Below are 24,797 nucleotides of genomic sequence, written 5' to 3'. Positions count from 1 at the left end.
GTACGCTGCTGTCATGACCTCCACCGTCACGCGCTTCGCCACCCTGCTCGTCGCGTTCGCCGCGGCCCTGCTGCTGTCCGCCTGCACCCCGTCCACGGAGCAGGCGGGCGGCTCCGCCTCCGACGGCCACACCGACCACACCCACGCCCCGGGGGAGGACTCGGCGGAGCACGGCCCGCACAACGCCGAGGACATCACCTTCGCCCAGAACATGCTGCCGCACCACAAGCAGGCGTTGGAGCTCGTCGACCTGGCCCGCGCCAACTCCACCGACCCCGCACTGCTGCAACTGGCCGGCGCCATCGCCGCCGCTCAGGGGCCGGAGATCGGCCAGATGTCGGAGATGCTGCGCAGCTGGGGGCAGAATCCCGACGCTGCGATGGACCACAGCGGACACGACATGTCGATGACCGGCATGGTCGACGCCGCGACGATGCAGCGTCTCGAGTCGCTGCGCGGGGCGGAATTCGACACACTGTGGCTGCAGTCGATGATCAGCCACCACCAGGGCGCGGTCGAGATGGCCAACGCGGAGATCGCAGGCGGTCAGAACGCCGAGGCCAAGACGCTCGCCGAGCACATCGTGTCGACCCAGGAGGCGGAGATCGCCCAGATGAAACAGATGCTGGAGGGTTGACCATGACCCCCGAGAACGGGCCGGCGCCCGGTGCAGGCCCCGAAACCCCCGCGACGCACGGATACTCACCGCAGAAGGAGAACTACGCCAAGCGGCTGCGCCGGATCGAGGGCCAGGTCCGCGGCATCGCCAAGATGATCGACGAGGACAAATACTGCATCGACATCCTCACCCAGATCAGTGCGGTCAACAGCGCCCTGCAATCGGTGGCGCTCGGCCTGCTCGACGAGCACCTCGGTCACTGCGTCACCCAGGCGGTCGCCGAGGGCGGTGAGCAGGCCGATACCAAACTCGCCGAAGCCTCGGCGGCAATCGCCCGGCTGGTTCGCTCCTAGGCGCCGAGTTCGCGTTCCAGCCGCTCCACCTTGGCGGTGAGCTGGCCGGTGTGACCGGGCCGGATGTCGGCTTTGAGTACCAGGCTCACCCGGGGCGAGGACGCCGCGACCGCGTCGACGGCCTGTTTGACCACCGTCATGACCTCGTCCCACTCACCCTCGATGTTGGTGAACATCGCGTTGGTCTCGTTGGGCAAACCCGATGCCCGGACCACCCGGACCGCTTCGGCCACCGCGGCGCTCACACCGCCGGTCTCGTCGCCCCCGGAGGGGCTGATGCTGAACGCCACGATCACAGCCCCAGCCTGGCACACGGCACGCACTCTGACCTCGCAGAAGTAACGGCACGCTGCGTCGCGGGGATCATCAGAGCAGGTCAGCGCGACGGCAGCGGTCGAGACACCGCGCTGTGCGACACTGGAATCTGATCTTTGACTGGAGGTAACGCATGCCGAAGCGGACAGCGCGCACCCTGGCCGTCGCCACGTTCGCGGCCGCTCTGACGGCTGGAACGGTGATCGGCGCCCCCTCGGCGCTCGCCCAGCCCCTGCCGCCGCCACCGCCGGTGCCCGTCGACCCCTTCGCGCCGCCGCCACCGCCGGCCAGCCCGTTCGGCTTCCCGCCGGCGCTGGCGAATCCCTTCGCCCCGGCCGCCGTGAACGCGACGCCACTGCCCATCCCCGAGGGCACTCCGGCCGGACAGAACCCGACGCCCTACGTCGGTGAACCGGTGTTCGCTCCGCCGACGTTCAACCCGGTCAACGGCTCCATCGCCGGTGCTGCCAAACCGATCTACATCAACTTCCAGCGCCCGATCGCCAACCGCGAACTCGCCGAGCAGGCCATCCACATCTCTTCGAACCCGCCGGTTCCCGGCCGGTTCTACTGGACCAGCGACACCCAGGTGCGCTGGCGGCCGCAGGACTTCTGGCCGACCGGGACCGTCGTCAACATCGACGCCTCCGGCACCAAGTCCAGCTTCACCGTCCCCGAGCAACTCGTCGCGACCGTGGACAACGACACCCTCCAGATGCAGATCCATCGCAACGGCAAGCTGGAGAAGACCTTCCCGGTGTCGATGGGCAAGACCGACCACGAGACCAAGAACGGCACGTACTACGTGCTGGAGAAATTCGCCGACATCGTGATGGATTCGTCCACCTACGGCGTGCCGGTCGATTCGGCCGAGGGCTACAAGCTCAAGGTGCAGGACGCCGTGCGCATCGACAACAGCGGGGCGTTCGTGCACAGCGCTCCCTGGTCGGTCGGTTCCCAGGGCGAGGAGAACGTCAGCCACGGCTGCATCAACCTCAGCCCCGCCAACGCACAGTGGTTCTACGACAACTTCGGCAGCGGCGACGCCGTCGTGGTGAAGAACTCCGTCGGCCTCTACGACCAGCCCGACGGCGCGTCGGACTGGCAGATGTTCTGACCTGATCCTCGTTCGGCAGCAGCCTGATCCGGCCGCGTGCCAGGATGGGCACCGGGGTGAACTCGGTGTCCGGTGGCGACGACAAGGCGACGGCACGCACGGTCGCGGTGATCGTGCTGGTGGTGCTGGCCGCGGCCGCGCTGCGCGGCTACCTGCCGGGCGCCGCACCGCCCGCCCGCGACCCCGAATCCGAGGGCACCGCATCGCTGCTGCCCGTCATCGTGATGGTGGTGCTCGCCCTGGCGATCATCGCCACGGCGATCCTCCGGCAGGCCCGCCACCCCGGTGTCCGACCGGGCCCAGCCGGTGAGATCCCGGCCGGCCGGCCGGGGCGAGGCACCGGCTGGAGCCGGCGCACACTGCTGATCCTGCTCGCCGTCACGGCCGGCTGGCTGGCCATCGTGGTGTTCCTGATGCGAGTGCGCGGCTGGCTGGAGCTGCCTGAACCGGCCAGCCCGCCGCGCGACGTGCCGACACCGGCCGGGGCGCCGGCGACCGCCGAGCCGGACCCACCGGAGGCCGGGACCGGCGGAGTCGGCGTCTTCGGATACCTGTCTGTGGCCGCCGCCGTGCTCATGGTGCTGTCGGCCGTCGCGACGACGCTGGGCCGCCGCCGGCGTCCGCCCGCAGCGCCGCTCGACTCCCACCCTGGCGCGAGGCCGGCCGCACCGACGGGATCACAGACGCTGGCCCGCGCCGCCGAACGTGGGCTGGCCGAGATCGGCGATCGCCGGCGCGAACCACGCGCGGCGATCATCGCGTGTTACGCGGTCATGGAGCGGGAACTGGCCAAGGCGCCCGGCGCCGTCCCGCTGGACTCCGACACCCCGTCGGAGGTGCTGGCGCGCGCGGTGCAGCGAGGACTGCTGCGCGCCGACAGCGCCACCGAACTCGTCGACCTGTTCGAGGAGGCGCGGTTCAGCCCGCATCTGATGGCCGAGGTGCACCGCGACGCCGCCGAGCGGGTGCTCCGGCTGGTCCTCGGCCAGCTGCAGAGCGCCGAGGCCGTCGGGTGACCCGGCCGATCGCGGCCGCGGTCACACTGCTGGTTCTGGCCGAGCTCTACGCCGTCGCTCGCCTCGACCGCGACGACGTCCTGGTCGTCTCGGGTGTCGCGCTGGTCGGCGGTCTGATCGCGGTCCGCTGGTCGCTGCGGGCGGCCCGGACGCCCGGACGCCCGGCCACGGAGTCCGACGAACGGGCCGCGGCGCTGCAGCGCTGGGCCGCCAAGACCGAGACGATGATCTCGTGGTCGGAGTCGACCCGCTCGGACTGGGACCGCCGGTTGCGCCCCATGCTGGCCCGTCAGTTCGAGCTCGCCACCGGCCAGCGAAAAGCCCGCAACGCCAAGGCGTTCGAGGCCACCGGCCGGATGCTGTTCGGGCCGCAACTGTGGCAGTGGGTGGATCCGGAGAACGTATCGCGCACCGGTGCGGTCGAACCGGGCCCGGGCCGGTCCGCGCTCGACGAGATCCTGCAGCGATTGGAGCGGGTATGAGCCTGCCCCCGACGCCCCTGACGAAGACCACCGCGTTGTGCGAGGCGGTGCTCGACGAGATCGGGACCGCGGTGGTGGGCAAGCGGCGCGCGCTGTCGCTGATCCTGACGACGGTGCTGGCGCGCGGACACGTCCTGATCGAGGATCTGCCCGGCCTGGGTAAGACCCTGATCGCGCGGTCGTTCGCCGCCGCGTTGGGTCTGCAGTTCACCCGCGTCCAGTTCACCCCGGACCTGCTGCCCGCCGACCTGCTCGGGTCGACGATCTACGACATGCAGTCGGGACGGTTCCAGTTCCGCCAGGGCCCGATCTTCACCCATCTGCTGCTCGCCGACGAGATCAACCGCACCCCGCCCAAGACCCAGGCCGCGCTGTTGGAGGCGATGGCCGAGGGACAGGTCAGCATCGACGGCGCCACACACCGGCTGCCGGCTCCGTTCCTGGTGCTGGCCACCGACAACCCGATCGAATACGAGGGCACCTATCCGCTGCCCGAGGCGCAGCTCGACCGGTTCGCGATCCGCCTGGAGCTGCGATATCTGTCGCAGCCCGAGGAGGTGTCCATGCTGCGCCGGCGGCTCGAGCGCGGATCGGCCGAACCGGTGGTGCGCCAGATCGTCGATGCGCAGCAGCTGGCGGCCATGCAGGAGTCGGTGGAGCAGGTCACCGTGCACGACGACGTGCTCGGCTATGTCGTCGCGCTGGCCACGGCGTCACGCCAGCACCCGCAGGTTGCGGTCGGGGCCAGCCCCCGCGCCGAACTCGACCTGGTGCAGCTCGCCCGGGCCCGGGCACTGCTGGCCGGCCGTGACTACGTCGTCCCCGAGGACGTCAAAGCGCTCGCCGTGCCGGTGCTGGCCCACCGGATCAGCCTGCGGCCGGAGATGTGGGTGCGCCGCGTGCAGGGCGCCGACGTCGTCGACGAGCTGCTGCGGCGCCTCCCCGTCCCGCGCGCCGGTGCCACCGGTGAATGAGGAGGCCCGCGCCGTCGATGTCGAATTGCAGTGGCAGGCATCGGCATTGACAAAAGCCATCGCGACCTGCGCGGGGATGGCGCTGGCGGTGGCACTGATCGTCGGGCGGTGGGATCTGGTGGCCTTCGCCGCCCCGCTGCTGGGCGTGCTGTGTTCGCTGGGGTGGCAGCGCGGCGCACCCACGGTGCGGGTGCACAGCGCATCGCGGCTGGCGCGCTGTTTCGAATCCGAGACCGTCGAGCACACGATCTGGGCGCAGGCCGACGACGGTTCGGAGGTCACCGTGCGCCTCGAATCCGTGCCGGGGCTCGAGTTGGACACCGGAACCGGGCCGACGGTCACCGCCGTGGCCCAGCGGTGGGGGCGCTACCCGATCCGGGCCCGCGTGAGCGTGCCCGGCCGCGGCGGACTGCTCACCGGCACCGGCAGCGTCGACGCCACCCACGTGGCGGTGTTCCCACTCGCGCCACCGCAGCCGACGGCCCTCGCGCGGACCGAACTGCTCGACCGGCTGGGCACCCACCTCACCCGGCACCACGGCCCCGGCGTCGAGTACGCCGACATCCGCCCGTACGTCCCCGGCGATCAACTGCGCACCGTCAACTGGCCGGTCAGCGCCCGGCGACGCAGCCTGCACGTGACCCGGCGGCTCACCGACCGGTCCGCCGACGTGGTGGTCCTCGCCGACACCTACGCCCAGCCGCCCGGACCGGCGACCGAGGCCACCGAACGCATCGCGCGTGGCGCCGTGCAGGTGGTGCAGAGCGCGCTGCGCTACGGCGACCGCGCCGGCATCGTCACCCTGGGCAGCCGGCGGACGCGTTGGCTCGGCGCCGAGATCGGGCAGCGGCAGTTCTACCGCATCCTCGACACGCTGCTCGACGTGTCGGACGAATTCGACGCCAGCACAGGAACTCTCGCGCCGCGGGCCGCGGTACCGCCGGGTGCGATCGTGGTCGCCTTCTCGACGATGCTGGAAACCGAGTTCGCGCTGGCACTGATCGACCTGCGCCGGCGCGGGCACACCGTCGTCGCGGTCGACGTCCTGCAGGGCAGCCCCCTGGTGGGAGAGCGCGACCGACTCGTCGACCGGATGTGGGCGCTGCAGCGGTCGTTCATGTACCGCGACATGGGCACCGTCGGGGTGGACGTGGTGGCCTGGCCATCGGACGCCACGCTCGACCAGGCGATGGCGGTGCTGCCCGACCGCAGGCGTCGGACGCAGGCGCGGCGATGATCCGCACCCTGTTGCCGACCGCCTGCGGACTGCTCGCCGTCGCCGCATCGGCCGTGCGCGCCGACGGTCCCGCCCTGGTACTGGTGGCGGCGTCCACGGTGGCCGTGCTGGCCGGCGCGCGGTTCCGCCCAGCCGCAACCGTTGCGGTGCTGGGCGCGGTGGCCACCGTCGCGGTCTCCGATCCGGCGCCCCTGTTCACCGCGCTGGCCGGCTTCGCCGCGGTGGGCTATCTGCTGTTGCGCCACGGCGATTCGACGGTCACCCCGCCGAGCATGCTGGCTGCGGCCGGATTCGCGGCGGTGGCCACCGTGGTGGCGGCACTACCGCTGCACCTGCCGTGGCTACCTCTGGCCGCACCGCTGGCGCTGTTCGGCGGCTACTTCGTCGCGCTGCGGCCGTATCTGCGAAGCGGCTAGAACACCACCCACAACACCAGCGCGATCACGAAGGCGGCCAGACCCAGCGTCGTCTCCATCACCGTCCAGGTCTTCAGGGTGGTCTTCACGTCCATCCCGAAGAACCGGCTGACCAGCCAGAAACCGGAATCGTTGACGTGGGACAGCATGATCGATCCGGCGGCGATGGCGATCACCAGCAGGCTCACGTGGAAATCGCCGAGGTTCGCGGCCCCGACCGCTGCGCTGAGCAGACCCGCCGTCGTGGTGATCGCGACGGTCGCCGATCCCTGGGCGACTCGCAACAGGGTCGAAATCAGGAACGCCTGCAGGATCAGCGACAACCCCAGGTTCGACAGGGAATTGCTGAGGGCATCGCCGATACCGCTGAGTTCCAGCACGCCACCGAACATGCCGCCGGCGCCGGTGATGAGGATGATCGAACAGATCGGGCCCAGCGCCTTGTCGAGCAGGGTGCGGACTTCGCCCATGGAGTTGGCACGCAGGCCCAGCACCCGGATGGCCACCAGGACCGTGATCAGCAGCGCGACGGTGGTGTTGCCGAGCAGCATCAGGTATTCCGCCCAGGTGGCACCCTCCTCGATCACGCCGGCGGCCATCAGGGTGCTCAGCACGGTGTCGAAGGAGATCAGGACGAAGGGCAGCAGCAGCAGGCCCAGCACGGACCCGAACGACGGCGCCGTCCGGGTGGCCGTCCGGGTCGACGCCTGCCCCGGGGCGGCGCCGCCCCCGTCGGTGTTCTCGGTGTCAGGTTTATCGGTGTCAGGGCCGGTTTCACCCGCATCCCGGCCACCGTTCACCTCACCGAACAGCGCGTCGGGGATGTCGACGAACACCCGCCGGCCGATGAACTTCGAGACCAGGTAGGAACCGATGTACCAGGACAAGATGGCAACCGGTGCGGCGACCAACAGGCTCAGACCGATGTTGGCGTCCAGTGAGCCGGCGGCCGCGACCGGCCCCGGGTGGGGTGGCACCAGGGCATGCATGATCGAGAAGCCGCCCGCGGCGGGCAGTGCATACAGCAGCAGTGAACCGCCGAACCGCCTGGCGACGGTGAGGATGATGGGCAGCAACACCACCAGGCCGGCGTCGAAGAAGATCGGGAAGCCGAACAGGAGCGCGGCGATGCCCAACGCCAGCGGGGCCCGCTTCTCGCCGAATCGGCCGATCAGCGTGTCGGCGAGCACCTGGGCGCCGCCGGTGATCTCGAGCAGGCGGCCGAGCATCACGCCGAATCCGACCAGCAGCGCGACCGCCCCGATGGTGTCGGCGAAGCCGAACGCCAATGCGTCCGGCACATCGGTGACCGGGATCCCGGCGGCCAGCGCGGTCAGCACGCTCACCAGGATCAGCGCCACGAAGGCGTGCAGCTTCACCTTGATGATCAGGAACAGCAGCACGGCAACGGCGACTGCGGCGATCAGCAGCAGAGTCGTTGCGCCATATGCTGGTTCGATCGCTTCCATGAGGCCTCCGAACCGTCGGCGCCAGGATCTTCTCCCGACGTTGGGTATCGGTCAGCGCATCTCAAGATCAGCTGGCCGCCTGCTGGCAGGTTCCCCACCGCACCGAGATCGAAACGCCCTTACGGCGTCGGATCAGTTCCAGATTCGGACGCGTCGTTCAGGTTCCAGATACAACTCGTCGGCTTCGCTGACATCGAATGCCTCGTAGAACGAGTCGATGTTGCGGATCACGCCGTTGCAGCGGAACTCCGGCGGCGAGTGCGGATCGGTGGCGAGGCGCCGGACCGCCTCGGCCGTCCGCGATTTCGTCCGCCACACCTGCGCCCAGCCGAAGTAGACCCGCTGCACGCCGGTGAGTCCGTCGATCACCGGGGCCGGCTCACCTCTGAGAGAGAGTTCGTAAGCCAGCAGGGCGATCGACAGCCCACCGAGGTCACCGATGTTCTCACCGACGGTGAAGGCGCCGTTCACGTGCTGCCCGTTGTCCAGTTCCCGCGGGGTGTACTGCTCGTACTGGTCGATGAGTGCCTTGGTCCGGGCACCGAATTCGCCGCGGTCGGCATCGGTCCACCAGTCCACCAGATTGCCGTCACCGTCGTACTTGGCGCCCTGATCGTCGAAGCCGTGGCCGATCTCGTGTCCGATCACCGCGCCGATGCCCCCGTAGTTGGCCGCATCGTCGGCGTCGGCGTCGAAGAACGGCGGCTGCAGAATCGCAGCCGGGAAGACGATCTCGTTCATCCCGGGGTTGTAGTAGGCGTTGACGGTCTGCGGCGTCATGAACCATTCGTCACGGTCGACCGGCCCGCCCAGCTTGGCCAGTTCCCGGTCGGACTCCAGCTGGTAGCCGCGCCGGTAGTTGCCGTACAGATCGTCGCGCTCGATGACCAGCTCCGAATAGTCCTTCCACCGCGCTGGATAGCCGATCTTCGGGGTGAACTTGTCGAGTTTGGTCAGCGCCTTCTCGCGGGTCTCCGGCGTCATCCACTCCAGCGCATTGATGCTCACGCGGTAGGCCTCGCGCAGATTGGCGACCAACTCGTCCATCCGCGCCTTGGCGTTGGGCGGGAAATGGCGCTGCACGTAGAGCTTGCCCAACGCATCGCCCATCAGGTTCTCCACCACGCCGACGCCGCGCTTCCAGCGGTCCCGGATCTGCTCGGTGCCCGACAGCAGCTTGCCGTAGAACGCGAAATCCTGGGCGACGAGCTCGTCGGTCAGCAGGAACGCGCGCGCCTTGATCAGCCGCCAGCGCACCCATGCCTTCCAGTCCTCCAGCGGTTCGGCGGCCCAAGCCGCGGCGAAAGCCGTCAGGTAGTCGGGCTGGCGCACCACCAGTTCGGCGACCTTGTCCTCGGTGGCGCCCAGCGCGGCGATCCAGCCCGCCCAGTCGAATCCCGGCGCCTGGGTGGGCAGCTCGGCGAACCGCACCAGGTTGTAGGTCAGATCGGCGTCGCGGCGCTTCACCACGTCCCAGTGCGCGCCGGCCAGCCGGCGTTCCAGCGCGACGATGCGCTCGGCCGTGTCGGCATGCGCAGTGTCCTGGCCGCCGTAGACCAGGGCGAACATCGCGGCGATGTGCTGCGGGTAGGCGGTCAGGATCTCGGCGTGCTGCTCGTCGCGGAAGTACGACTCGTCGGGCAGCCCGATCCCCGACTGGCTCAGGTGCACCAGGTAGCGGGTGGAGTCCTTGGAGTCGGTGTCGACGTAGGCGGCGGTGCCGCCGCCGACCCCGGTGCGCTGCAGCGCGCCCAGCACCGCGGCGAGCGCCTCGGGGCTGTCGGCGCCGTCGACCATCTCCAGCTCGTCGAGCAGGGGCGCCATGCCGACGCGGGCCACGGTGTCCTCATCCATGAAGCTGGCGTACAGGTCGCCGATGCGCTGCTCGTCGGTGCCGTCGGGCGCGCCCTGCTCCGCACACTCGGTGATCAGATCGCGGATCTGCTCCTCGGCCCGGTCATAGAGCGACCGGAACGCGCCGTCGGTGGCGCGGTCGGCCGGCATCTCGTAGTCGGTGAGCCAGCGGCCGTTGACGTGTCCGAACAGATCGTCCTGGGGGCGCGAATCCGGGTCGACGTAGCTGAGATCGATACCGGACTTAATTGCTTCAACCGTCACCCCAACACTCTGCCAGAGTGCGGCCGGTAGCCTCACGGCCATGTCCGACGAGCTCGCCGACGAGCAGGCCGACCGCACCGGTGACCGGGTGTTCAGCGGTTTCGGGGTGGCTTCGGCCGCCCTGGGGGTGCTCGCCGTCGCGGCCGTCGTGCTGTCGCTGATCATCTGGAACGGCCACCGGGACGAGGACGCCGAACGCACCCACCAGACCCGCGTGCTGCAGGCGGCGGCGGATTGGACGTCGGTGCTGATCAACATGAACAAGGACACCGTCGGGGCGAGCCTGGCGCGCCTGCACGAGAACACCATCGGCGACCTCAACGCCGACTTCGACTCCGCGATCCAGCCCTACCGCCAGCTCGTCGAGAAGCTGCAGACCCGCACCGCCGGTCAGATCGACTCGGTGTCGATCGAGGCGCTGCACCATCCGCAGAACGGGCCCGACGGCGGCCCCGCGCTGCCCCCTGTCCCGGACCCCCAGCTGTCGGCCTTCGCCTCCCGCACCGACACCGTGCTCGTCGTCGCGACGTCGGTCAGCGAGAACGCCGGCGCGGACAAACCGCAGACGGTGCGCTGGAACCTGCGGTTGGGCGTATCCGATGTGGACGGCAAGCTGATGATCTCCAAGCTGGAGTCGATCCGGTGAGGAATCTGCTGCGGTTCCTCGCTTTCGACGTCCTGGCTCCGGTGGCGGCGATCGCCGCGCTGGTCTACATCGGGCTCGCCTTGGCCTGGCCGCTGTGGTGGGTGTCGGTCTGTTCGGTGCTGTGCCTGCTGATCGTGCAGGGCGTGCTCGTCGACCTGGTGTTGGCCCGCCGCGACGGTGTCACCGTCGGCACCGACGACGACGGTCCGGGGCTGCGGCTGGCCGTGGCCGGGGTCGCGACCGCCGCACTGATCGCGGCGGTGCTCGTCGGCTATCTGCGCTGGACGGTGCCCGACCGCGCCTTCACCACCGACAGCGCCGAGGTGGTGCGGATCGCCAGCAGCGTGTCCGAGGCCACCGCGACGTTCACCCCGCAGAGCCCGACCGCCTCGATCGACCGTGCCGCCGCGCAGATGGTTCCCGAGCGCGCCGAGTCGTTCAAGAACGAGTTCGCCGCGGTGGCCAAGGATCTGACGAGTAAGAACGTCTCGGCTCAGGCCAGTACGGTGTCGGCCGGGGTGGAGGCGCTCGGCCCCGAGGCGGCCAGTGTGGCCGTCGTGCTGCGCGGCACCCAGAGTGTGCCGGGGCAGCCGGTCGACAACGCGGTGCTCGCGCTGCGGGTGACGCTGTCCAAGATCGACGGGCGCTGGCTGGTCGACGACGTCACACCGCTGCACTCCCGCTGAGTCGGGATCCCTCAGCGCAGGCGGGCGTAGTCGACCTTCAGGCACCGGTCCATCACGACCTGCAGACCGGCCGCGACGCCGGCCGCGGCGACCTGCTCATCCCACAGACCCTGCTGCAGCCACAGCGTCTTGGCGCCGACGTCGATCGCCTCGCGGAGCATGCCGGGCAGTTCACTGCTACGCCGGAACACGTCGACCATGTCCGGGGTCACCGGAAGGTCGGCCAGCGACGGGTAGACCCGGTGCCCGTCGATCTCGTCGACGGTCGGGTTCACCAGGTACAGCTCGTAGTGGCTGGCCTCGCGGAGGTACTCCCACACGCCGTAGCTGGGTCGCATCGGGTTCGCCGACGCCCCGACGACGGCGACGGTGCGGGTGTCGCGCAGGATCCGCCGCAGCTCGTCGGCGTCGGGTTCGGTCCACTGGGGTGGCTGCGTCATGGCACCCGCATTCAGCCGCGGCCGGAACGCTGCGCGCGCATCTTCGCGAACCGGTCCGACAGCCGCCGCATCCGCAGCATCAGCGACGCCGGCGGGCTGGTCTGACCGTCGAGATACTCGGCGAACTCGTCCTCCGGCACGCCGATGCGCGACGCGAACTCCGGCGCGCCGAGGCCCGAACGGTCGAGCAGCACCTGGACGTGGCGGCCCACCTCGGCGCGCTCGGCGGCCTCGAGATGGGCGCGGGCGCGCACCAGCACCTCGCTGAGCGCCGTGGACACGCCGTAGGGCCCGGCCTTGTCCAGGACCTCCTCCACCTGGCGGGCCGTGCGGCCGTAGGGGTCGCGTTTGATCGCGGTGACGATGCGCTGCCACACCGTCAGGTCGTCGGCCTCCAGGGCCGTCCGGATCGCCGCGGTGGACCAGAACTCCACCGGCCGGTCGTCGATGGTCACCGGCCGCACCGCGGCGGGCACCGGACGCGTCGGCGCGGAGGACACATCGCTGGTCATCGTCACCTCGCCGGTCACCTCGCCTCCTCCAGCATCGCCACGGCCACCGCCAGACAGCGCTGCCGGACCGTCGCCCAACGGGCCTCCGCGTCGGGGTCCGAGGTCAGGATGTCGTATTCATCGGACGGCTGCGGATCGGCCAGGCGGCGGACCAGCTGGGTGGCCACCCACTGCTTTCTCATCAGGTGCTGACCACAGTAGTACCGGTCCATACCGGACAGAACGACTGCCGCGGTGTGAATTTCCATCGCCTCGACCAGATCGGCGAACTCGGCGTAGTCGCGGGTGCTGTTGCGGCACATGATCAGGTACCCCTTCATGCGCAGCGTCTCCGCGCCGGTCGGCACCTGTAACCGGTCACCCGTCGGCAGCTGGACGTTCGTGGTCTCGACGGGTCCGCGTCGCTCGACCGGCGGATGTTCCCGCTCGGCCTGCGTCTCGAGCGCGTCGAGCGCCACCGACAGCCGGCCGCGCCACATCGTCACCGGATGCACCGGCAGGGTGGTGCGCACGGTGGACCCGCCCTCGCGGCCGCTGATGCCGTTGCGGCCGATCCGCCGGTAACCGCTGGCGGTGCGCAGCCGTACGGTCTGATCGCCGCCGTTGCGGGCCACGAAGCACTGTTTGATCGGCTGACATCCGCTGAACGCCAGCGGGTCGGCCACCGTGATGGTCTTGGGTGCGAGGTTCTTCATCCGGGCGGCGGACTTGACCATGCCGCGCAGGTCGGCGCCGGACGGGCCGAGCGCGGAGATGTCATCGGGGATGATGACCAGGTCGTCGATCTGCACCTTCGGCAGCGGCTTCTCGAAATCGACCGACGGCAGGATGCGGTCCAGCCAGCGGGGCAGCCACCAGTTCCACTGGTCGAACATGGCCATCAGCGCCGGCACCAGCACCAGCCGCACGATGGTCGCGTCGACGGCGATCGCCACCGCGCATGCGACACCGAGCTGGGCCACCAACGGCATCCCGGCGAAGGCGAAGCCGATGAACACCGCGATCATGATCAGCGCGGCGCTGGTGATCGTGCGGGCGCTGGTACTCACTCCGTAGGCCACCGCGTCGCGGGTGTTGTTGGTCTGCAGGAACCGCTCCCGGATGCGGGTCAGCAGGAAGATCTCGTAATCCATCGACAGGCCGAACGTCATGGCCAGCACCAGCGGCGGGATGGTGCTGTCCAACGACGGCAGCGGTTCGAAGCCCAGCGGTTCCAGCCAGCCCCACTGGAACACCGCGACCAGGCTGCCGTACGCCGCGGCCACCGACAGCACGGTCATCAGCACGCCCTTGAGCGCGAGGAAAACCGAGCGGATCGACACCAGCAGCATCAGGAACGCGATCAGGGCGACGAATCCGAACACCAGCGGTTGGGTCACCGCGACCCGGTCGTCGAAATCCTTGATCAGTGCGGTGGGTCCGCCCACGTCGACCGATACGTTGGGCCCCGCGGTCGGCGGCAGGTTGGCCCGCATCCAATCCACGGTCTCGCGGGCCCCCATGTCCTCGGGGTCGACCGACAGCACCGCCGACAGCAGGGCACTGCGGTAGTCCTCGCCGAACACCGGCTCCGAGACGTTGATGACGTTGGGCGCCTTGATCATCTCGTTGCGCACGGCCTGCAGCGTGGGTTCCTTGCCGGCCGCCGACGCGGCCCCCGAATTCGGGCCGCCGTCGGGGAAGGTGACCAACACCCGGACCGGCCCCAGCGCGCCCGGACCGAGCGCCTCGGCCGCGGCGTTGACCCCGCCGCGGATCTCGTGGGTCGGCTCGAACTGCCGCTGCATGCTGTTGCCGAGCACCATGGTGAACGCGGGCGCCGCGATCGTCAGCAGCACCGCCGTGGCACCCACCGCCGACACCCACGGCCGGCGCATCACCCACCCGGTCCAGCGGGTCCAGAACCGGGACTGTGCGGTGTCGGGTCGGCGCGACCAGTGCAGATACGACGAGCGCTTGGCCGCCGCGCGGCCGAATGTGGCCAGCACCGCAGGCGTCAGCGTCGTGGAGGTGAGGACCGCGACGGCCACGGCGAGGATGGCGCCGGTGGCCATCGACGTCAGCACCGGGGTGTTGATCAGGTAGATACCGGTGACCGACGCGATCACCGTCATCCCGGACAGCAGCACCGCCAGCCCGGACGTCGCCATCGCCGCGTCGGCGGCCTGCTGCGGATCCCGCCCGGCCCGCAGCTCCTCGCGGAACCGCATCAGGATGAACAGCGAATAGTCCACGGCCAGCGCGATGCCGAACATCGACACCGTCGACGCGACGAACACCGACATCGTCGTCACCGTCGACAGCAGATAGACCACGCCCATGGTGACCGCGACCGTGCACACCCCCAGCAGCAGCGGCATCGCCGCGGCGGCCAGCGAGCCGAACACCGCCAGCAGCACGATCAGCACGATCGGCAGATTCCACTGCTCGGCCTGGGCGATGTCGGTCTTGATGGCCTGGGAGGCGGCCGCACCCAGCGCGCCCTGGCCGATGACGTAGAGCTTGACCTTGCCGTCGCGGAATTCCCCGGGTTCTTCGCCGTTGATCCCCACCTTCGTGCGGAGTTCCTTGGCGATGTCGGTGGCGCCGGTGTTGTTGAAGTCCAGCGACAGGGTGACGACGTAGGGGCGGTCCGGCTGCGGTGGCGGCTGCTGCGGATTGGGGGTGATCGTGACGCTGGGTACCTCCGAGGCGATGCGCTCGAGGTCGGCCACCGCGGCGTTCATATCGTCGTAGGAGGCGTCGGCGCGCGGCGCGGCCACCAGCGCCAGCGGCGAGGCGCCCTGGTCGGGGAAGTGGTCCTCCAGCTCGTACTGGACGTGCAACGACTGCGAGCCCTCGACCTCGAAACCGCCACCGGTCAGATTGCCCGACTGGTTGACGGCCAGATAGATCGAGGGCAGGAGGAGCAGCGCCCAGACGCCGAAGACCGCCCAGCGGAATCTGCGCAGGTTGCTGCTCAGGCGCATCATGAACTGCTGGATGACGACTCCTGTCAGGTCTCCCGGCCCCTCCGGCGTTTCTCAGCGGAAGCGTACCGCAGGGTCCGGTAGGCTACCCGGCCGTCGTCGCGGGCGCGGCCAACCTGTTACCGCTGCTCCACCTGCTGTGATCAGCGCCGATCGACCGCCGCATCGACGCGCTGGGGTTCGAATGGCAGGATGGCCTGGGCCGTTCATGAGGCCGTTCAGGGCCGTTCATGCGTCGGGGGACCAGTACGACGAACCATCGCATGCGTTCGCGCGCCCACTGCGGCGTTCGCGAACCGTAAGGAGTGCCGTGAAGACCACCCTGCTGCGCCGCAGCCTCGCCGCCGTGTGCACCGGCGGTGCCCTGGCTGCCGGTGCCGCCGCGCTGACCGCCGCGCCGGCGGGCGCCGCCCCGGATCCGTGTGCAGCCAGCACCGTGGCCAGGACCATCGGCTCGGTCGCCAACAACACCGGCATCTATCTCGAGGCCAATCCGGAGACCGACGACGCGCTGACCGCGATCTCGCAGCAGCAGGGCGGCCCGCAGTCGCTGGCGACGCTCAAGGCCTATCTCGACGCCAACCCCCAGGTCGCCAAGGATCTGCAGCAGCTGCAGCAACCGTTGACGGCGCTGTCCGGCCGCTGCCGCCTCCCGGTCACCATGCCGCAGGTGCTCAGCCTGCTGCAGGCCGCCCAGCAGCCGGGCGCCACCGCCGGTCTGCCGGGCGGTCAGCCCGCGCCCGCGGCGTCGGCGCCGGCCCCGGTCTCGGCGGTCATGCATGGTGCGGGGCCGTTGCCCGGCCCCTACCGCTGAGCGGTTTCCCGACAAGGCGAGAAACCGCCGCGGATGTCTGATTAGCTGTGAGGTGGCGAAACCTGCCGGGTTGCGCCTCTCACGGTGAATGTGAAGGAGCTTGTCCATGTTGCTTCCCGCCCGTATGGCACGTGCCGCCGCCGGTGCACTCGGTGCCGGCGCGGCCGCCGGTTCGATGTTGTTCGGGGCGCTTCCCACCGCCGCCGCGCAGCCGGCGCCGCCGCCCCCGCCGCCGCCGAACTGCACCGCCGCCGATCTGGCCGGCGTCGCCGCCGGCGTGTCCGCGTCCACCTCGGCCTATCTGTTCACCCACCCGTGGGTCAACGATTTCTTCACCAGCCTGGAGGGGCAGCCGCGCGATCAGATCAAGCCGCAGGTCGAGGACTACCTCAATGCCAACCCCCAGGTGCGGGCGGAGCTGACCGGCATCCGTCAGCCGCTGACCGATCTCAAGGCCCGCTGCGGGACGGCGCCCTCGCCTGACGACATCGACTAGTGCGGAGCGGACCGGGGGCATCGACCGAATACGGGGGACACGACACCGCTAGCCGGACGGTGCTGATGGTCGACGACGACCCGGACGTCAGGACATCCGTGGCCCGGGGCCTGCGCCATTCGGGCTTCGACGTGCGGGTGGCGGCGAACGGCAAGGAAGCGCTGCGCCTGCTGTCCGCCGACGCCCACGATGCGCTGGTCCTCGACGTGCAGATGCCCGAACTCGACGGTGTGGCGGTCGTGACGGCGCTGCGCGCGCTCGGCAACGACATCCCCATCTGTGTGCTGTCGGCGCGCGACACCGTCAACGACCGGATCGCCGGTCTGGAGGCCGGTGCGGACGACTATCTGACCAAACCGTTCGATCTGGGCGAGCTGGTGGCCCGCCTGCATGCGCTGCTGCGCCGGGCCAACCCGGCCGACCGACCGTCGGACACCATGACGGTCGGGGCGCTGACCATCGACACCGCCCGCCGGCTGGTGTTCGTCGACGGCGAGCGGGTGGAGCTGACCAAACGGGAGTTCGACCTGCTGGCGGTGCTGGCCGAGAACCACGGCGTGGTGCTGTCCCGGCAGCGTCTGCTCGAGCTGGTGTGGGGATACGACTTCGACGTCGACACCAATGTGGCCGACGTGTTCATCTCCTATCTGCGGCGCAAACTCGAGCGCGACGGTCTGCCGCGGGTCATCCACACCGTTCGCGGGATCGGATACGTGCTGCGGGACGAGCCCTGAGACCGTGTGGGTCCCGCGCTTCATCCGTTCTGCCTCGCTGCGCACCCGCGTCGCGGTCGCCTCGGCGGCGGCGGCCGCGGCGGTGGTCGCCGTGTTCACGATCCTCACCTCGCTGGTGCTGGCCAACAACGACGCCGCCCAGCTCGATCGCCGGCTCGATTCGATCGTCGATGCCAGCATGTTCCCCGAGCAACTGGGTGATCCGCGCCGCGGTGTGCTGACCACCGGACGGTCCCGCTCCACCGGACAGGTGGTGTTCCAGCGCGGCTTCCAGTTGCCGGCCCTCCCGCCGGGCACCGAGACCGTCGAGGTCAACGGCAACGAATACCGGGTACGCACACTGGCACTCGACCAGCAGGGCGGGGTGTTGATGTCGATCGGCATCCGGGTCGACAGCATCCTGCTCAGCGCCGGGCGGATCCCGAAGTACGCGTTGGTCGGGGTGGTCACCGTGCTGCTGGCCGGCGGACTGGGCTGGCTGCTGGCCGGCCCGGCGATCCGCCCGCTGCGCAAGCTGACCGAGCAGACCTCGGCGCTGGGCGACGGCAGCGATTCGATGCCGGGGGTCAGCGGGGTGCGCGAGGCCGAGGAGCTGTCCGAGGCGATGTCGGCGATGCTGCGCCGACTGGCAGCCGCCCGGTACGCGACCACCAACTCGCTGCAGGCCGCCCAGGATTTCGCCGCCAACGCCGCCCACGAACTGCGCACCCCGCTGACCGCGATGCGGGCCGACCTCGACACGCTGCGCATCCACGATCTGCCCCCGGAGGAACGCGCCGAGGTGGTGGCCGACCTGTCGCGGGCGCAGCGCCGCGTCGAGGCGATCATCACCGCGCTGGGCCAGCTGGCCTCCGGTCAGCTGGCGCAGGTCGAGGACCGCGAGCTCACCGACGTCACCGACCTGCTGGATCGGGTCGCGCGGGAGAACACCCGCTCGGGCGCCGAGATCACGGTGCAGGCCGACGAGCAGATCGGGGCGGTGTGGGCCTGGCCGGGCGGTCTGCGGCTGGCCGTCGACAACCTGGTGCGCAACGCGCTGACCCATGGTGCGGCCACCCGGGTGGTGCTGCAGGCCCATCGCAGCGACGATGTGCTGACCATCGTCGTCGACGACAACGGACGCGGTCTGCCGGCCGAGGAACACCAGACCGTGCTGGGGCGGTTCCAGCGCGGCAGCACCGCCGCGCCCGGGGGATCCGGCCTCGGTCTCGCGCTGGTCGCCCAGCAGGCCGAGCTGCACGGCGGTCACATCGAGTTGTCCGACGGACCGCTCGGCGGTCTGCGCGCCACGCTGACCGCCTCCACGGCAGCGGTTCCGGCCGGGCAGTCGGTCGAGGGTCAGCTCCGCTGAAGTCCGCGGTGCCGGATCGCGCCCAGGACGCCGCGCCAGCCCAGCAGCAGCACCGCGGTCACCAGCGACGCGACGATCACGAAACTCAGTGCCACCCCCTGGCCGCTGAGTTTGCGCAGCAGCATGCCGACAGCCACCGTGCACACCCAGATCAGCACGCCGGTCGGGGCGGGGGACAGCGGCTGCCGCCAGGCCCGGGCCACCAGCCAGCCGACCCCGGTGCCGGCCAGGAACGGCCACGCGGTCTCCGCGATACCCGCCGGGGTGAGCCCTTCGGCATGGCTGCGTCGGCCGATCGTGCAGAACACCACGACGCAGACCACGTCGGCGACCAGTGCCGCGGCGGTGAACCGGGACTCGGGGACGGTTCGACGGGTCACGCCGGCTCCTCGGGGGATTCGATGTCGGTATCGCGGTCACGGTCGGGATCGAGGTCGCGTTCGGTGCGGAAAACGAAGAAGAACACCACCCATCCGATGGCGGCCAGGAAGATCCAGCTGACCAACCGGTAGATGAGCATCGCCGAGATGGCGCCGGCCAGCGTCATCCCGCTGGACACCAGCCCGGGCACCAGCACCGCCTCGACCACCAGCAGGCCACCGGGCATCAGCGGAATGGTGCCGACCGCGCGTGCCGCGGCGTAGGCGACGGTCAGACCGGCCAACGACGGGTGTCCGCCGGCGGCGTAGCAGGCGAAGGCCAGGCAGGCCACGTCGGTGATCCAGTTGAACAGCGACCAGCTGAACGCCATACCGAGATCGCGCCGGCCCAGCTGCACCGATTCCAGCTGAGCGAGCAGTTCGCGCCACTTGGCCAGGCCGGCGTCGGCGGGTTTACCGCGCAGCGAGTTGAACCACGACAGCAGCCGCACACCGATGCCGTCTATCAGCTCCGGGCGGGTGGCCACCGCCTGGCCGAGCACCAGCAGCGCGGCGAAGCCGCCCAGGGTGAACACCAGCGACAGCGGGTTCTTGCTGGCGCCGAGCAGGAAGGCGCCGCCGAGCCCGAGCAGCGCGAGGCCGACCCCCTGCAGTACGCCGGACATGACCAGCTGCCACGACGCGATCACCGGCGTGGCCCCCCACATCCGCTGCTGCCGGTAGAGGAAGGTCGCCGACAGCACCGGGCCGCCCGGCATGGTGGTGCTCAGCGCGTTGCCGGCGTAGTAGGCGGCCTCGGAGCGCAACTGCCTGACCTCGACACCGGCCGAGCGCAGCAGCGTGCGCTGGATCTGGGCGAAGCTGTGCATCGACAGCAGCGAGGCGACGATCGCGGCGAGCACCCACCACCAGTTGGCCGACAGCAGGCTCTCCCAGGCCTTGGCCAGCTGATCCCACACCAGGACCACCTCGACGGTGAGCACGGTGACCGCGACGGCGATGACCGCCCACCGGACCCACCAGTACTTCCCGCGGGCGGGTCCCGCCGAGTCGGTCCCCCCCGGCGGCTGGGCGGCGCTCGCCGGCGCGTCGTGAGACACGTGCTACAGGGTAACGGGGTCCCCGGCGCCGACCCCAGCGCCGCGGACGGGCGTGCCGCCGTCGGCGGTCGGCGCCGTCGATGCCCGTTGGGCACCCAGGTGGGCGGCTACAGTACCCGCATGCCAGCGGCCCTGTCAGCGGACGATCAGTCGGTGTCCCCCCTCGTCCGGAAGGGGGCCGCGTGGGCGTGGCGGCTGCTGGTGATCTTCGGCGCCGTGTGGGCGGTGCTGTGGCTGGTCCTCAAACTCGAGGTGATCGTCGTGCCGGTGGCCTTGGCCACGCTGCTGGCCGCGCTGCTGATGCCTGCGGTCGACTTCCTGGATCGCCGCGGGGCGCCGCGGGGCGGCGCGGTCGCGCTGATCCTGCTCAGCGGTCTGGCGGTGGTGGGCGGCCTGTTGACGTTCGTCGTCAGTCAGTTCGTCGAGGGCACCCCGGCACTGGTGGAGCAGGTGACGCGCAGCATCGACGGGGTGCGCCGCTGGCTGATCGACGGGCCGCTCGGGTTGAGCCGGGAGCAGATCGACAACGCCGGCAACTCGGCGATCGAGGCGCTGCGCAACAACCAGGAGCGGGTCACCAGCGGGGCGCTGTCCACCGCCGGCACGCTCACCGAGATCCTCACCGGCGCGCTGCTGGTGCTGTTCACGCTGATCTTCCTGCTGCATGGCGGACGCAACATCTTCGAGTTCGTCACCAGGATCTTTCCCCTCCCCGCGCGCCGGCGGGTGCGCGACGCGGGCCGCGCCGGCTTCCACTCCCTGATCGGCTACGTCCGGGCCACCTTCCTGGTGGCACTGGTCGACGCCATCGGCATCGGCACCGGTCTGGCCATCATGGGCGTTCCACTGGCACTGCCGCTGGCGTCGCTGGTGTTCCTGGGCGCGTTCATCCCGCTGGTCGGCGCCGTGATCACCGGATTCCTCGCGGTGATCGTCGCGCTGCTGACCAAGGGTCTGGTCTACGCGCTGATCACCCTCGGCCTGATCCTCGCCGTCCAGCAGCTGGAGGGCCATGTGCTGCAGCCGCTGGTGATGGGCCGCGCGGTGTCCATCCACCCGCTGGCGGTGGTGCTGGCGATCGCGGGCGGCGGAGTGACCGCCGGGATCGTCGGCGCGCTGCTCGCCGTGCCGTTGGTGGCGTTCCTCAACAGCGCCATCCGGGTGCTGACCGCACCCGATCCGCAGGCCGAGGCGGCCGAGATGAAAGCCGAGGACGGCCCCCGTATCCAGGCCGAAGCCGACGACATCGAGGAGAAGGCCGACTAGATCCGGCCCTCGCGCCGCAGCAGATCCTGGGCGCTGACCCCGCCGCCGCGCCGCTTCTGCGCCTCGTCGCGCAGATCTATCTTCTCGGTCGGTTCCGGATCGGCCGCCGAACTGTCCGGGGTCGGGATCTTGGTGGTGGCCTCACCGGAATCCGGCTGCGCCTCCTGACCCGGACGCTGCACCGGGATGGCCGTCGTCGGCTCGTTGCCCTCGGCGGGCGCCGCACCGGGACGCATCGCCTGCGTGGGTTCGGCCGACGGCTGCGGCGGGCGCGGCGGCTGACCGCTCGGGCCGCCACGCAGCTCACCGAGCCACGACTCGATCTCACGTTCCTCCCGCTGTGGCGGTGCCGGCGGACGGGGGGTGCGCTGGGTGGTGGCGGCGTTGACGGCACCGCGCACCGCGTTCTTGGCCATCGACAACCGCGTGGTCGGCGGTTCGGTGCCGACCGGCGGGCGGTTGGCGGGGATCCGGGTGGTACCCGCCACCGACGGGCCGTTCACCCGCGGCGGGCCGGGTGGGATCCGCGTCGGACCGACGCGTCCCTCCGGATGCGTGGGATCGTGCGGTGGCCGCGGCCGGGACGGGCGCGGCGGCACCGGCGCACCGGCTCCGACCAGCGCCATGTCCTCGGCCGGATCGTGCACGACCGGGCGCTTGCGCTCGTCGGGGAGTTCGGTCTCGCCGAGGCCGAGGCGTTCCTGGATGCGCTTCATCCAGCGTGGCGCCCACCAGCAGTCGTCGCCCAGCATCTTCATGATCGCGGGCACCAGGAACATCCGGATGATCGTCGCGTCCAGCAGCAGGGCGATGAGCAGGCCGAAGGCCAGGTATTTCATCATCACCAGGTCGGAGAACACGAACGCACCCGCCACGACGGCCAGGACCAGCGCGGCGCCGGTGATCAGGCGGCCGGTCGTGGCCGTACCGATCCGGATCGCCTCGGCGGTGGACATGCCCCGCTCACGCGCCTCGACCATGCGCGAGACCAGGAACACCTCGTAGTCGGTGGACAGACCCCAGATCACGGCGATGATGAGGCCGATCATCGGGGCCATCAGCGGCTGCGGGGTGTAGTTCATCAGCCCCGAGCCGTGGCCGTCGACGAACATCCAGGTCAGGATGCCCATCGTCGAGCCCAGCGTGAGCGCGCTCATCAGCGCCGCCTTGATCGGCAGCACGATCGAACCGAACGCCAGGAACATCAGGATCGTCGTCGTGACGATCAGGATGGTCACCATCAGCGGCAGCTTCTCGAAGAGGCTGTGGATGCTGTCCTGTTCGAGCGCCGGGGTGCCGCCCACCGAGATGGTCAGCCCCCGCGGCGGCGTCAGCTCCCGCAGTTCCTCGATCTTCTGTGCCGCGTCGTTGCGGTCGACGAGGCCGTTCTGGATGACGCGCACCGACGGGTCGGTCGATTCGCCGCCGCGCGCCTGCCACATCTTCGACGGATCGCCGTCGGGTTCGATGAAGCCGGGGATGGTCAACGCTTCGTTGCGGATCTCCGCGACCTGCTGATCGGTGACGGGCTGACCGTCGGTGTTCTGGATGACCAGCGTCAACGGTTCGGTCCGGAATCCAGGGAAGGTGCGGTCGAAGTCCTCCTGCGCGACGCGTACGGAGTTGTCCGGCGGCAGGTACTTCTCGCTGATGCCGCCGAGCGCGAGCTGACCGAGCGGGATGACCAGCAGGATCATCACGATGATGATCGGCGCGGCGAAGGCGCCGGGCCGCTTCATCACGTGAGTGACCAGCCGGCCCCAGAAACCCTGCTCGACCTCGGCGCGGGTCTTGGTCTTCTGGGTCTTCTCGCTGAGCCAGTTCAACCACCACACGATGGGGCGGCGGGCCAGCGGCACGTAACGCGCGAGCGCCAGACCGAAGGTGACGATCGCCAGGAACGCGACGATGCCCATCAGCATCCAGTAGAGCCCGCTGCCGATGACGTCGGCGTCTCTGAGCGCGTACACCCCGTAGGCCATCGCGCCGTAGAGCACGGTGTAGCCGATGACGAGGCCGATCAGCGCCAGCTGGGCGCCCCGTTCGCCGGTCTGCTTGATGCGTTTGCGGGCGAGATGGCCCAGGGCGATGCCCGCGGGGGGCACCAGCAGTCCGAGCGGGATGGACGCGATGGCGAAGGTGTTGGTCTTCTGCACGCCCGCGTCGGAGTGGATCGGATCGGGCAGGGCGAACTTGACCAGCGTCCGCACGCCGAGCGCGTCGACGCGGGGTCCGAGAATCGCCAGGCCGGCGGCCAGCACGGTGACCGACAGGATCGCCGCGAGCATGACCGAGGCGATGATCGCGTAGGTGATCGACTTCAGGAAGCCCTGGGGGAACAGCAGCAGCGGCACCGAGGACGCCACCAGGATCACCGCCGAGAACATGATGGTCCGCCCGGAGGTCATCACGGTCCGGCGGACGGCGGCCTCGGTGTCGTAGCCCTCGGCGAGTTCTTCGCGGAATCGGCTCACCATGAACAGGCCGTAGTCGACGGCGATACCGAGCCCCATCAGTGTCACCACCGGCTGGGCGAAGAAATGCACCGGCATGAACTCGGCGAACAGCCGCATGATCCCCAGCGCGCCGGCGATGGTCAGGCCGCCGATCAGACCGGGCAGCGCGGCGGCGACGACGCCACCGAATACGAAGAACAGCACCACACAGACCAGGGGGATGGCCGCCACCTCGGCACGCTTCTGGTCTTCCCCGATGGTTCCGGTGAGCTCGCTGGCGAGCGGATTCAGACCGGCGAGCTGGATGCGGCCGTCGTTGATGGCGCGCAGCTGGGGTTCGACGGCCTGGTAGTTCTTCAGGATCGAGTCGTCGTCGTCACCCTTGAGCGGAATGCTGACGAACGTCTTCGACAGATCGTCGGTCTTCATCTGCTGGACGGTGGCCAGCGTGGTGGTCGGCGCCTTGAGCCAGCCCACCCACGATTCGACCTGATCGGGGTTGTCGGCGACCAGTTTGTCCAGTTCGTCGGTGGTCTTCTTCATCCACTCGGGGTTGTCGACCTTCTCGCCGTCGGGCGGCGTCAGAATGGCCACCACGTGGCTGGTGCGGTCACGCCCGTAGGCCGCGTCGGCGGTCACCGAGGCGTGCACCGACTGGCTGCCCTCGTCGTAGAAGCCACTCTGGGTGACATGCTGACCCAGGCTGATCCCGTAGACGCCGCCGCCGAGGCAGAGCGCCACCATGACAGCGATGACGATGTACCGGAATCGGTACACGATTCGACCCCACCAGGCGAACACTCAAGCTCCTCACTACATTCTTCGACGACC

Annotated in this window: 24 protein-coding genes; 15 read left to right on the top strand and 9 right to left on the bottom strand. The window is 69.9% G+C overall.

The features are described from left to right. Positions 1-13 precede the first annotated feature (13 nt). Both ACN27E_RS16520 and ACN27E_RS16515 read left to right on the top strand, forming a co-directional pair. Positions 14-637, top strand: a complete 624-nt coding sequence (locus ACN27E_RS16520; RefSeq protein WP_422743055.1) for a DUF305 domain-containing protein — start codon at positions 14-16, stop codon at positions 635-637. Between the two features lie 2 nt (positions 638-639). Beyond that, positions 640-972 carry a metal-sensitive transcriptional regulator gene (locus ACN27E_RS16515; protein ID WP_422743054.1) on the top strand — a complete coding sequence of 111 codons (333 nt, stop codon included), beginning with the start codon at positions 640-642 and terminating at the stop codon, positions 970-972. On the opposite strand, the gene ACN27E_RS16510 is transcribed toward ACN27E_RS16515, so the two are convergent. Continuing rightward, positions 969-1,268 (bottom strand): thiamine-binding protein, encoded by a 300-nt coding sequence (locus tag ACN27E_RS16510; protein ID WP_422743053.1) that lies wholly within the window; start codon positions 1,266-1,268, stop codon positions 969-971. The genes ACN27E_RS16515 and ACN27E_RS16510 overlap by 4 nt on opposite strands. Before the next feature lie 152 nt (positions 1,269-1,420). Between ACN27E_RS16510 and ACN27E_RS16505 the strand changes: the two genes are divergently transcribed. The 6 genes from ACN27E_RS16505 to ACN27E_RS16480 are packed head-to-tail and all read left to right on the top strand — an operon-like array spanning position 1,421 to position 6,529. Next, the gene (locus ACN27E_RS16505) at positions 1,421-2,404 is read left to right on the top strand and encodes a L,D-transpeptidase (protein ID WP_422743052.1); all 984 of its coding nucleotides are present in this window, start codon (positions 1,421-1,423) and stop codon (positions 2,402-2,404) included. 44 nt (positions 2,405-2,448) lie between these two features. Continuing rightward, positions 2,449-3,420 (top strand): DUF4129 domain-containing protein, encoded by a 972-nt coding sequence (locus tag ACN27E_RS16500; RefSeq protein WP_422743051.1) that lies wholly within the window; start codon positions 2,449-2,451, stop codon positions 3,418-3,420. After that, on the top strand, positions 3,417-3,902 hold the full coding sequence (locus ACN27E_RS16495; protein WP_422743050.1) for a hypothetical protein: 486 nt from the start codon (positions 3,417-3,419) through the stop codon (positions 3,900-3,902). Before ACN27E_RS16500 ends, ACN27E_RS16495 begins: the two co-directional genes overlap by 4 nt. Next, positions 3,899-4,876 (top strand): AAA family ATPase, encoded by a 978-nt coding sequence (locus ACN27E_RS16490; RefSeq protein ID WP_422743049.1) that lies wholly within the window; start codon positions 3,899-3,901, stop codon positions 4,874-4,876. The genes ACN27E_RS16495 and ACN27E_RS16490 overlap by 4 nt, the downstream gene beginning before the upstream one ends. Next, positions 4,869-6,113 carry a DUF58 domain-containing protein gene (locus tag ACN27E_RS16485; protein ID WP_422743047.1) on the top strand — a complete coding sequence of 415 codons (1,245 nt, stop codon included), beginning with the start codon at positions 4,869-4,871 and terminating at the stop codon, positions 6,111-6,113. The genes ACN27E_RS16490 and ACN27E_RS16485 overlap by 8 nt, the downstream gene beginning before the upstream one ends. Next, on the top strand, positions 6,110-6,529 hold the full coding sequence (locus ACN27E_RS16480) for a hypothetical protein (RefSeq protein WP_422743046.1): 420 nt from the start codon (positions 6,110-6,112) through the stop codon (positions 6,527-6,529). The genes ACN27E_RS16485 and ACN27E_RS16480 overlap by 4 nt, the downstream gene beginning before the upstream one ends. On the opposite strand, the gene ACN27E_RS16475 is transcribed toward ACN27E_RS16480, so the two are convergent. Together ACN27E_RS16475 and ACN27E_RS16470 are read right to left on the bottom strand one after the other, a co-directional pair. Continuing rightward, positions 6,526-7,998, bottom strand: a complete 1,473-nt coding sequence (locus tag ACN27E_RS16475) for a GntP family permease (RefSeq protein ID WP_422743045.1) — start codon at positions 7,996-7,998, stop codon at positions 6,526-6,528. The genes ACN27E_RS16480 and ACN27E_RS16475 overlap by 4 nt on opposite strands. Positions 7,999-8,130: 132 nt before the next feature. Then, positions 8,131-10,116, bottom strand: a complete 1,986-nt coding sequence (locus tag ACN27E_RS16470; RefSeq protein ID WP_422743043.1) for a M13 family metallopeptidase — start codon at positions 10,114-10,116, stop codon at positions 8,131-8,133. Positions 10,117-10,156: 40 nt separating this feature from the next. Between ACN27E_RS16470 and ACN27E_RS16465 the strand changes: the two genes are divergently transcribed. Continuing rightward, a complete protein-coding gene (locus tag ACN27E_RS16465; protein ID WP_422743042.1) occupies positions 10,157-10,762 on the top strand; it encodes a hypothetical protein in 606 nt (201 codons plus the stop codon). Next, complete coding sequence (locus ACN27E_RS16460; protein WP_422743041.1) at positions 10,759-11,448, top strand: hypothetical protein; 690 nt, start codon at positions 10,759-10,761, stop codon at positions 11,446-11,448. The genes ACN27E_RS16465 and ACN27E_RS16460 overlap by 4 nt, the downstream gene beginning before the upstream one ends. Before the next feature lie 11 nt (positions 11,449-11,459). Here the strand turns inward: ACN27E_RS16460 and ACN27E_RS16455 are convergent, their stop codons facing one another. Genes ACN27E_RS16455 through ACN27E_RS16445 form a run of 3 tightly spaced genes read right to left on the bottom strand, consistent with a single transcriptional unit; the run spans position 11,460 to position 15,372 of the window. Further along, on the bottom strand, positions 11,460-11,888 hold the full coding sequence (locus ACN27E_RS16455) for a CoA-binding protein (RefSeq protein ID WP_422743039.1): 429 nt from the start codon (positions 11,886-11,888) through the stop codon (positions 11,460-11,462). An 11-nt stretch (positions 11,889-11,899) separates the two neighbouring features. Further along, positions 11,900-12,400 carry an XRE family transcriptional regulator gene (locus ACN27E_RS16450; RefSeq protein WP_422749924.1) on the bottom strand — a complete coding sequence of 167 codons (501 nt, stop codon included), beginning with the start codon at positions 12,398-12,400 and terminating at the stop codon, positions 11,900-11,902. Between the two features lie 14 nt (positions 12,401-12,414). Beyond that, positions 12,415-15,372 carry an MMPL family transporter gene (locus ACN27E_RS16445; RefSeq protein ID WP_422743037.1) on the bottom strand — a complete coding sequence of 986 codons (2,958 nt, stop codon included), beginning with the start codon at positions 15,370-15,372 and terminating at the stop codon, positions 12,415-12,417. A gap of 307 nt (positions 15,373-15,679) precedes the next feature. On the opposite strand from ACN27E_RS16445, the gene ACN27E_RS16440 reads away from it, so the two are divergent. From ACN27E_RS16440 to ACN27E_RS16425, 4 genes are all read left to right on the top strand, one after another. Next, positions 15,680-16,183 carry a hemophore gene (locus tag ACN27E_RS16440; RefSeq protein WP_422743035.1) on the top strand — a complete coding sequence of 168 codons (504 nt, stop codon included), beginning with the start codon at positions 15,680-15,682 and terminating at the stop codon, positions 16,181-16,183. A gap of 106 nt (positions 16,184-16,289) precedes the next feature. After that, the gene (locus ACN27E_RS16435; RefSeq protein ID WP_422743033.1) at positions 16,290-16,679 is read left to right on the top strand and encodes a heme-binding protein; all 390 of its coding nucleotides are present in this window, start codon (positions 16,290-16,292) and stop codon (positions 16,677-16,679) included. A gap of 65 nt (positions 16,680-16,744) precedes the next feature. Continuing rightward, positions 16,745-17,413: a response regulator transcription factor gene (locus ACN27E_RS16430; protein ID WP_422743031.1), complete on the top strand. Its 669-nt coding sequence runs from the start codon at positions 16,745-16,747 to the stop codon at positions 17,411-17,413. A 4-nt stretch (positions 17,414-17,417) separates the two neighbouring features. Next, positions 17,418-18,764, top strand: a complete 1,347-nt coding sequence (locus ACN27E_RS16425) for a sensor histidine kinase (protein ID WP_422743029.1) — start codon at positions 17,418-17,420, stop codon at positions 18,762-18,764. On the opposite strand, the gene ACN27E_RS16420 is transcribed toward ACN27E_RS16425, so the two are convergent. Continuing rightward, positions 18,752-19,144 carry a DUF3054 domain-containing protein gene (locus ACN27E_RS16420; RefSeq protein ID WP_422743027.1) on the bottom strand — a complete coding sequence of 131 codons (393 nt, stop codon included), beginning with the start codon at positions 19,142-19,144 and terminating at the stop codon, positions 18,752-18,754. The genes ACN27E_RS16425 and ACN27E_RS16420 overlap by 13 nt on opposite strands. Beyond that, the gene (locus ACN27E_RS16415; protein WP_422743026.1) at positions 19,141-20,244 is read right to left on the bottom strand and encodes a lysylphosphatidylglycerol synthase transmembrane domain-containing protein; all 1,104 of its coding nucleotides are present in this window, start codon (positions 20,242-20,244) and stop codon (positions 19,141-19,143) included. Before ACN27E_RS16415 ends, ACN27E_RS16420 begins: the two co-directional genes overlap by 4 nt. A 120-nt stretch (positions 20,245-20,364) precedes the next feature. Here ACN27E_RS16415 and ACN27E_RS16410 point away from each other — a divergent pair, with 120 nt between their 5' ends. Next, a complete protein-coding gene (locus ACN27E_RS16410) occupies positions 20,365-21,510 on the top strand; it encodes an AI-2E family transporter (RefSeq protein ID WP_422743025.1) in 1,146 nt (381 codons plus the stop codon). Here ACN27E_RS16410 and ACN27E_RS16405 read toward each other — a convergent pair. Next, on the bottom strand, positions 21,507-24,767 hold the full coding sequence (locus tag ACN27E_RS16405; protein ID WP_422743023.1) for an MMPL family transporter: 3,261 nt from the start codon (positions 24,765-24,767) through the stop codon (positions 21,507-21,509). The two genes, ACN27E_RS16410 and ACN27E_RS16405, sit on opposite strands and share 4 nt — an antisense overlap. Positions 24,768-24,797: the final 30 nt, after the last annotated feature.

This window comes from Mycobacterium sp. WMMD1722, assembly GCF_049315205.1.
Lineage (GTDB): Bacteria > Actinomycetota > Actinomycetes > Mycobacteriales > Mycobacteriaceae > Mycobacterium.
Note: the sequence above shows the minus strand (reverse complement) of the source record. Positions and strands in the feature narration are given on the sequence as shown.

What these genes read in the sequence shown, in the direction of transcription:
- ACN27E_RS16490 (WP_422743049.1), top strand. Translation starts at nt 3,899, where the DNA reads ATGAGCCTGCCCCCGACGCCCCTGACGAAGACCACCGCGTTGTGCGAG.
- ACN27E_RS16520 (WP_422743055.1), top strand. Translation starts at nt 14, where the DNA reads ATGACCTCCACCGTCACGCGCTTCGCCACCCTGCTCGTCGCGTTCGCC.
- ACN27E_RS16430 (WP_422743031.1), top strand. Translation starts at nt 16,745, where the DNA reads ATGGTCGACGACGACCCGGACGTCAGGACATCCGTGGCCCGGGGCCTG.
- ACN27E_RS16465 (WP_422743042.1), top strand. Translation starts at nt 10,157, where the DNA reads ATGTCCGACGAGCTCGCCGACGAGCAGGCCGACCGCACCGGTGACCGG.
- ACN27E_RS16455 (WP_422743039.1), bottom strand. Translation starts at nt 11,888, where the DNA reads ATGACGCAGCCACCCCAGTGGACCGAACCCGACGCCGACGAGCTGCGG.
- ACN27E_RS16515 (WP_422743054.1), top strand. Translation starts at nt 640, where the DNA reads ATGACCCCCGAGAACGGGCCGGCGCCCGGTGCAGGCCCCGAAACCCCC.
- ACN27E_RS16445 (WP_422743037.1), bottom strand. Translation starts at nt 15,372, where the DNA reads ATGATGCGCCTGAGCAGCAACCTGCGCAGATTCCGCTGGGCGGTCTTC.
- ACN27E_RS16480 (WP_422743046.1), top strand. Translation starts at nt 6,110, where the DNA reads ATGATCCGCACCCTGTTGCCGACCGCCTGCGGACTGCTCGCCGTCGCC.
- ACN27E_RS16435 (WP_422743033.1), top strand. Translation starts at nt 16,290, where the DNA reads ATGTTGCTTCCCGCCCGTATGGCACGTGCCGCCGCCGGTGCACTCGGT.
- ACN27E_RS16450 (WP_422749924.1), bottom strand. Translation starts at nt 12,400, where the DNA reads ATGACCAGCGATGTGTCCTCCGCGCCGACGCGTCCGGTGCCCGCCGCG.
- ACN27E_RS16475 (WP_422743045.1), bottom strand. Translation starts at nt 7,998, where the DNA reads ATGGAAGCGATCGAACCAGCATATGGCGCAACGACTCTGCTGCTGATC.
- ACN27E_RS16410 (WP_422743025.1), top strand. Translation starts at nt 20,365, where the DNA reads ATGCCAGCGGCCCTGTCAGCGGACGATCAGTCGGTGTCCCCCCTCGTC.
- ACN27E_RS16505 (WP_422743052.1), top strand. Translation starts at nt 1,421, where the DNA reads ATGCCGAAGCGGACAGCGCGCACCCTGGCCGTCGCCACGTTCGCGGCC.
- ACN27E_RS16500 (WP_422743051.1), top strand. Translation starts at nt 2,449, where the DNA reads ATGGGCACCGGGGTGAACTCGGTGTCCGGTGGCGACGACAAGGCGACG.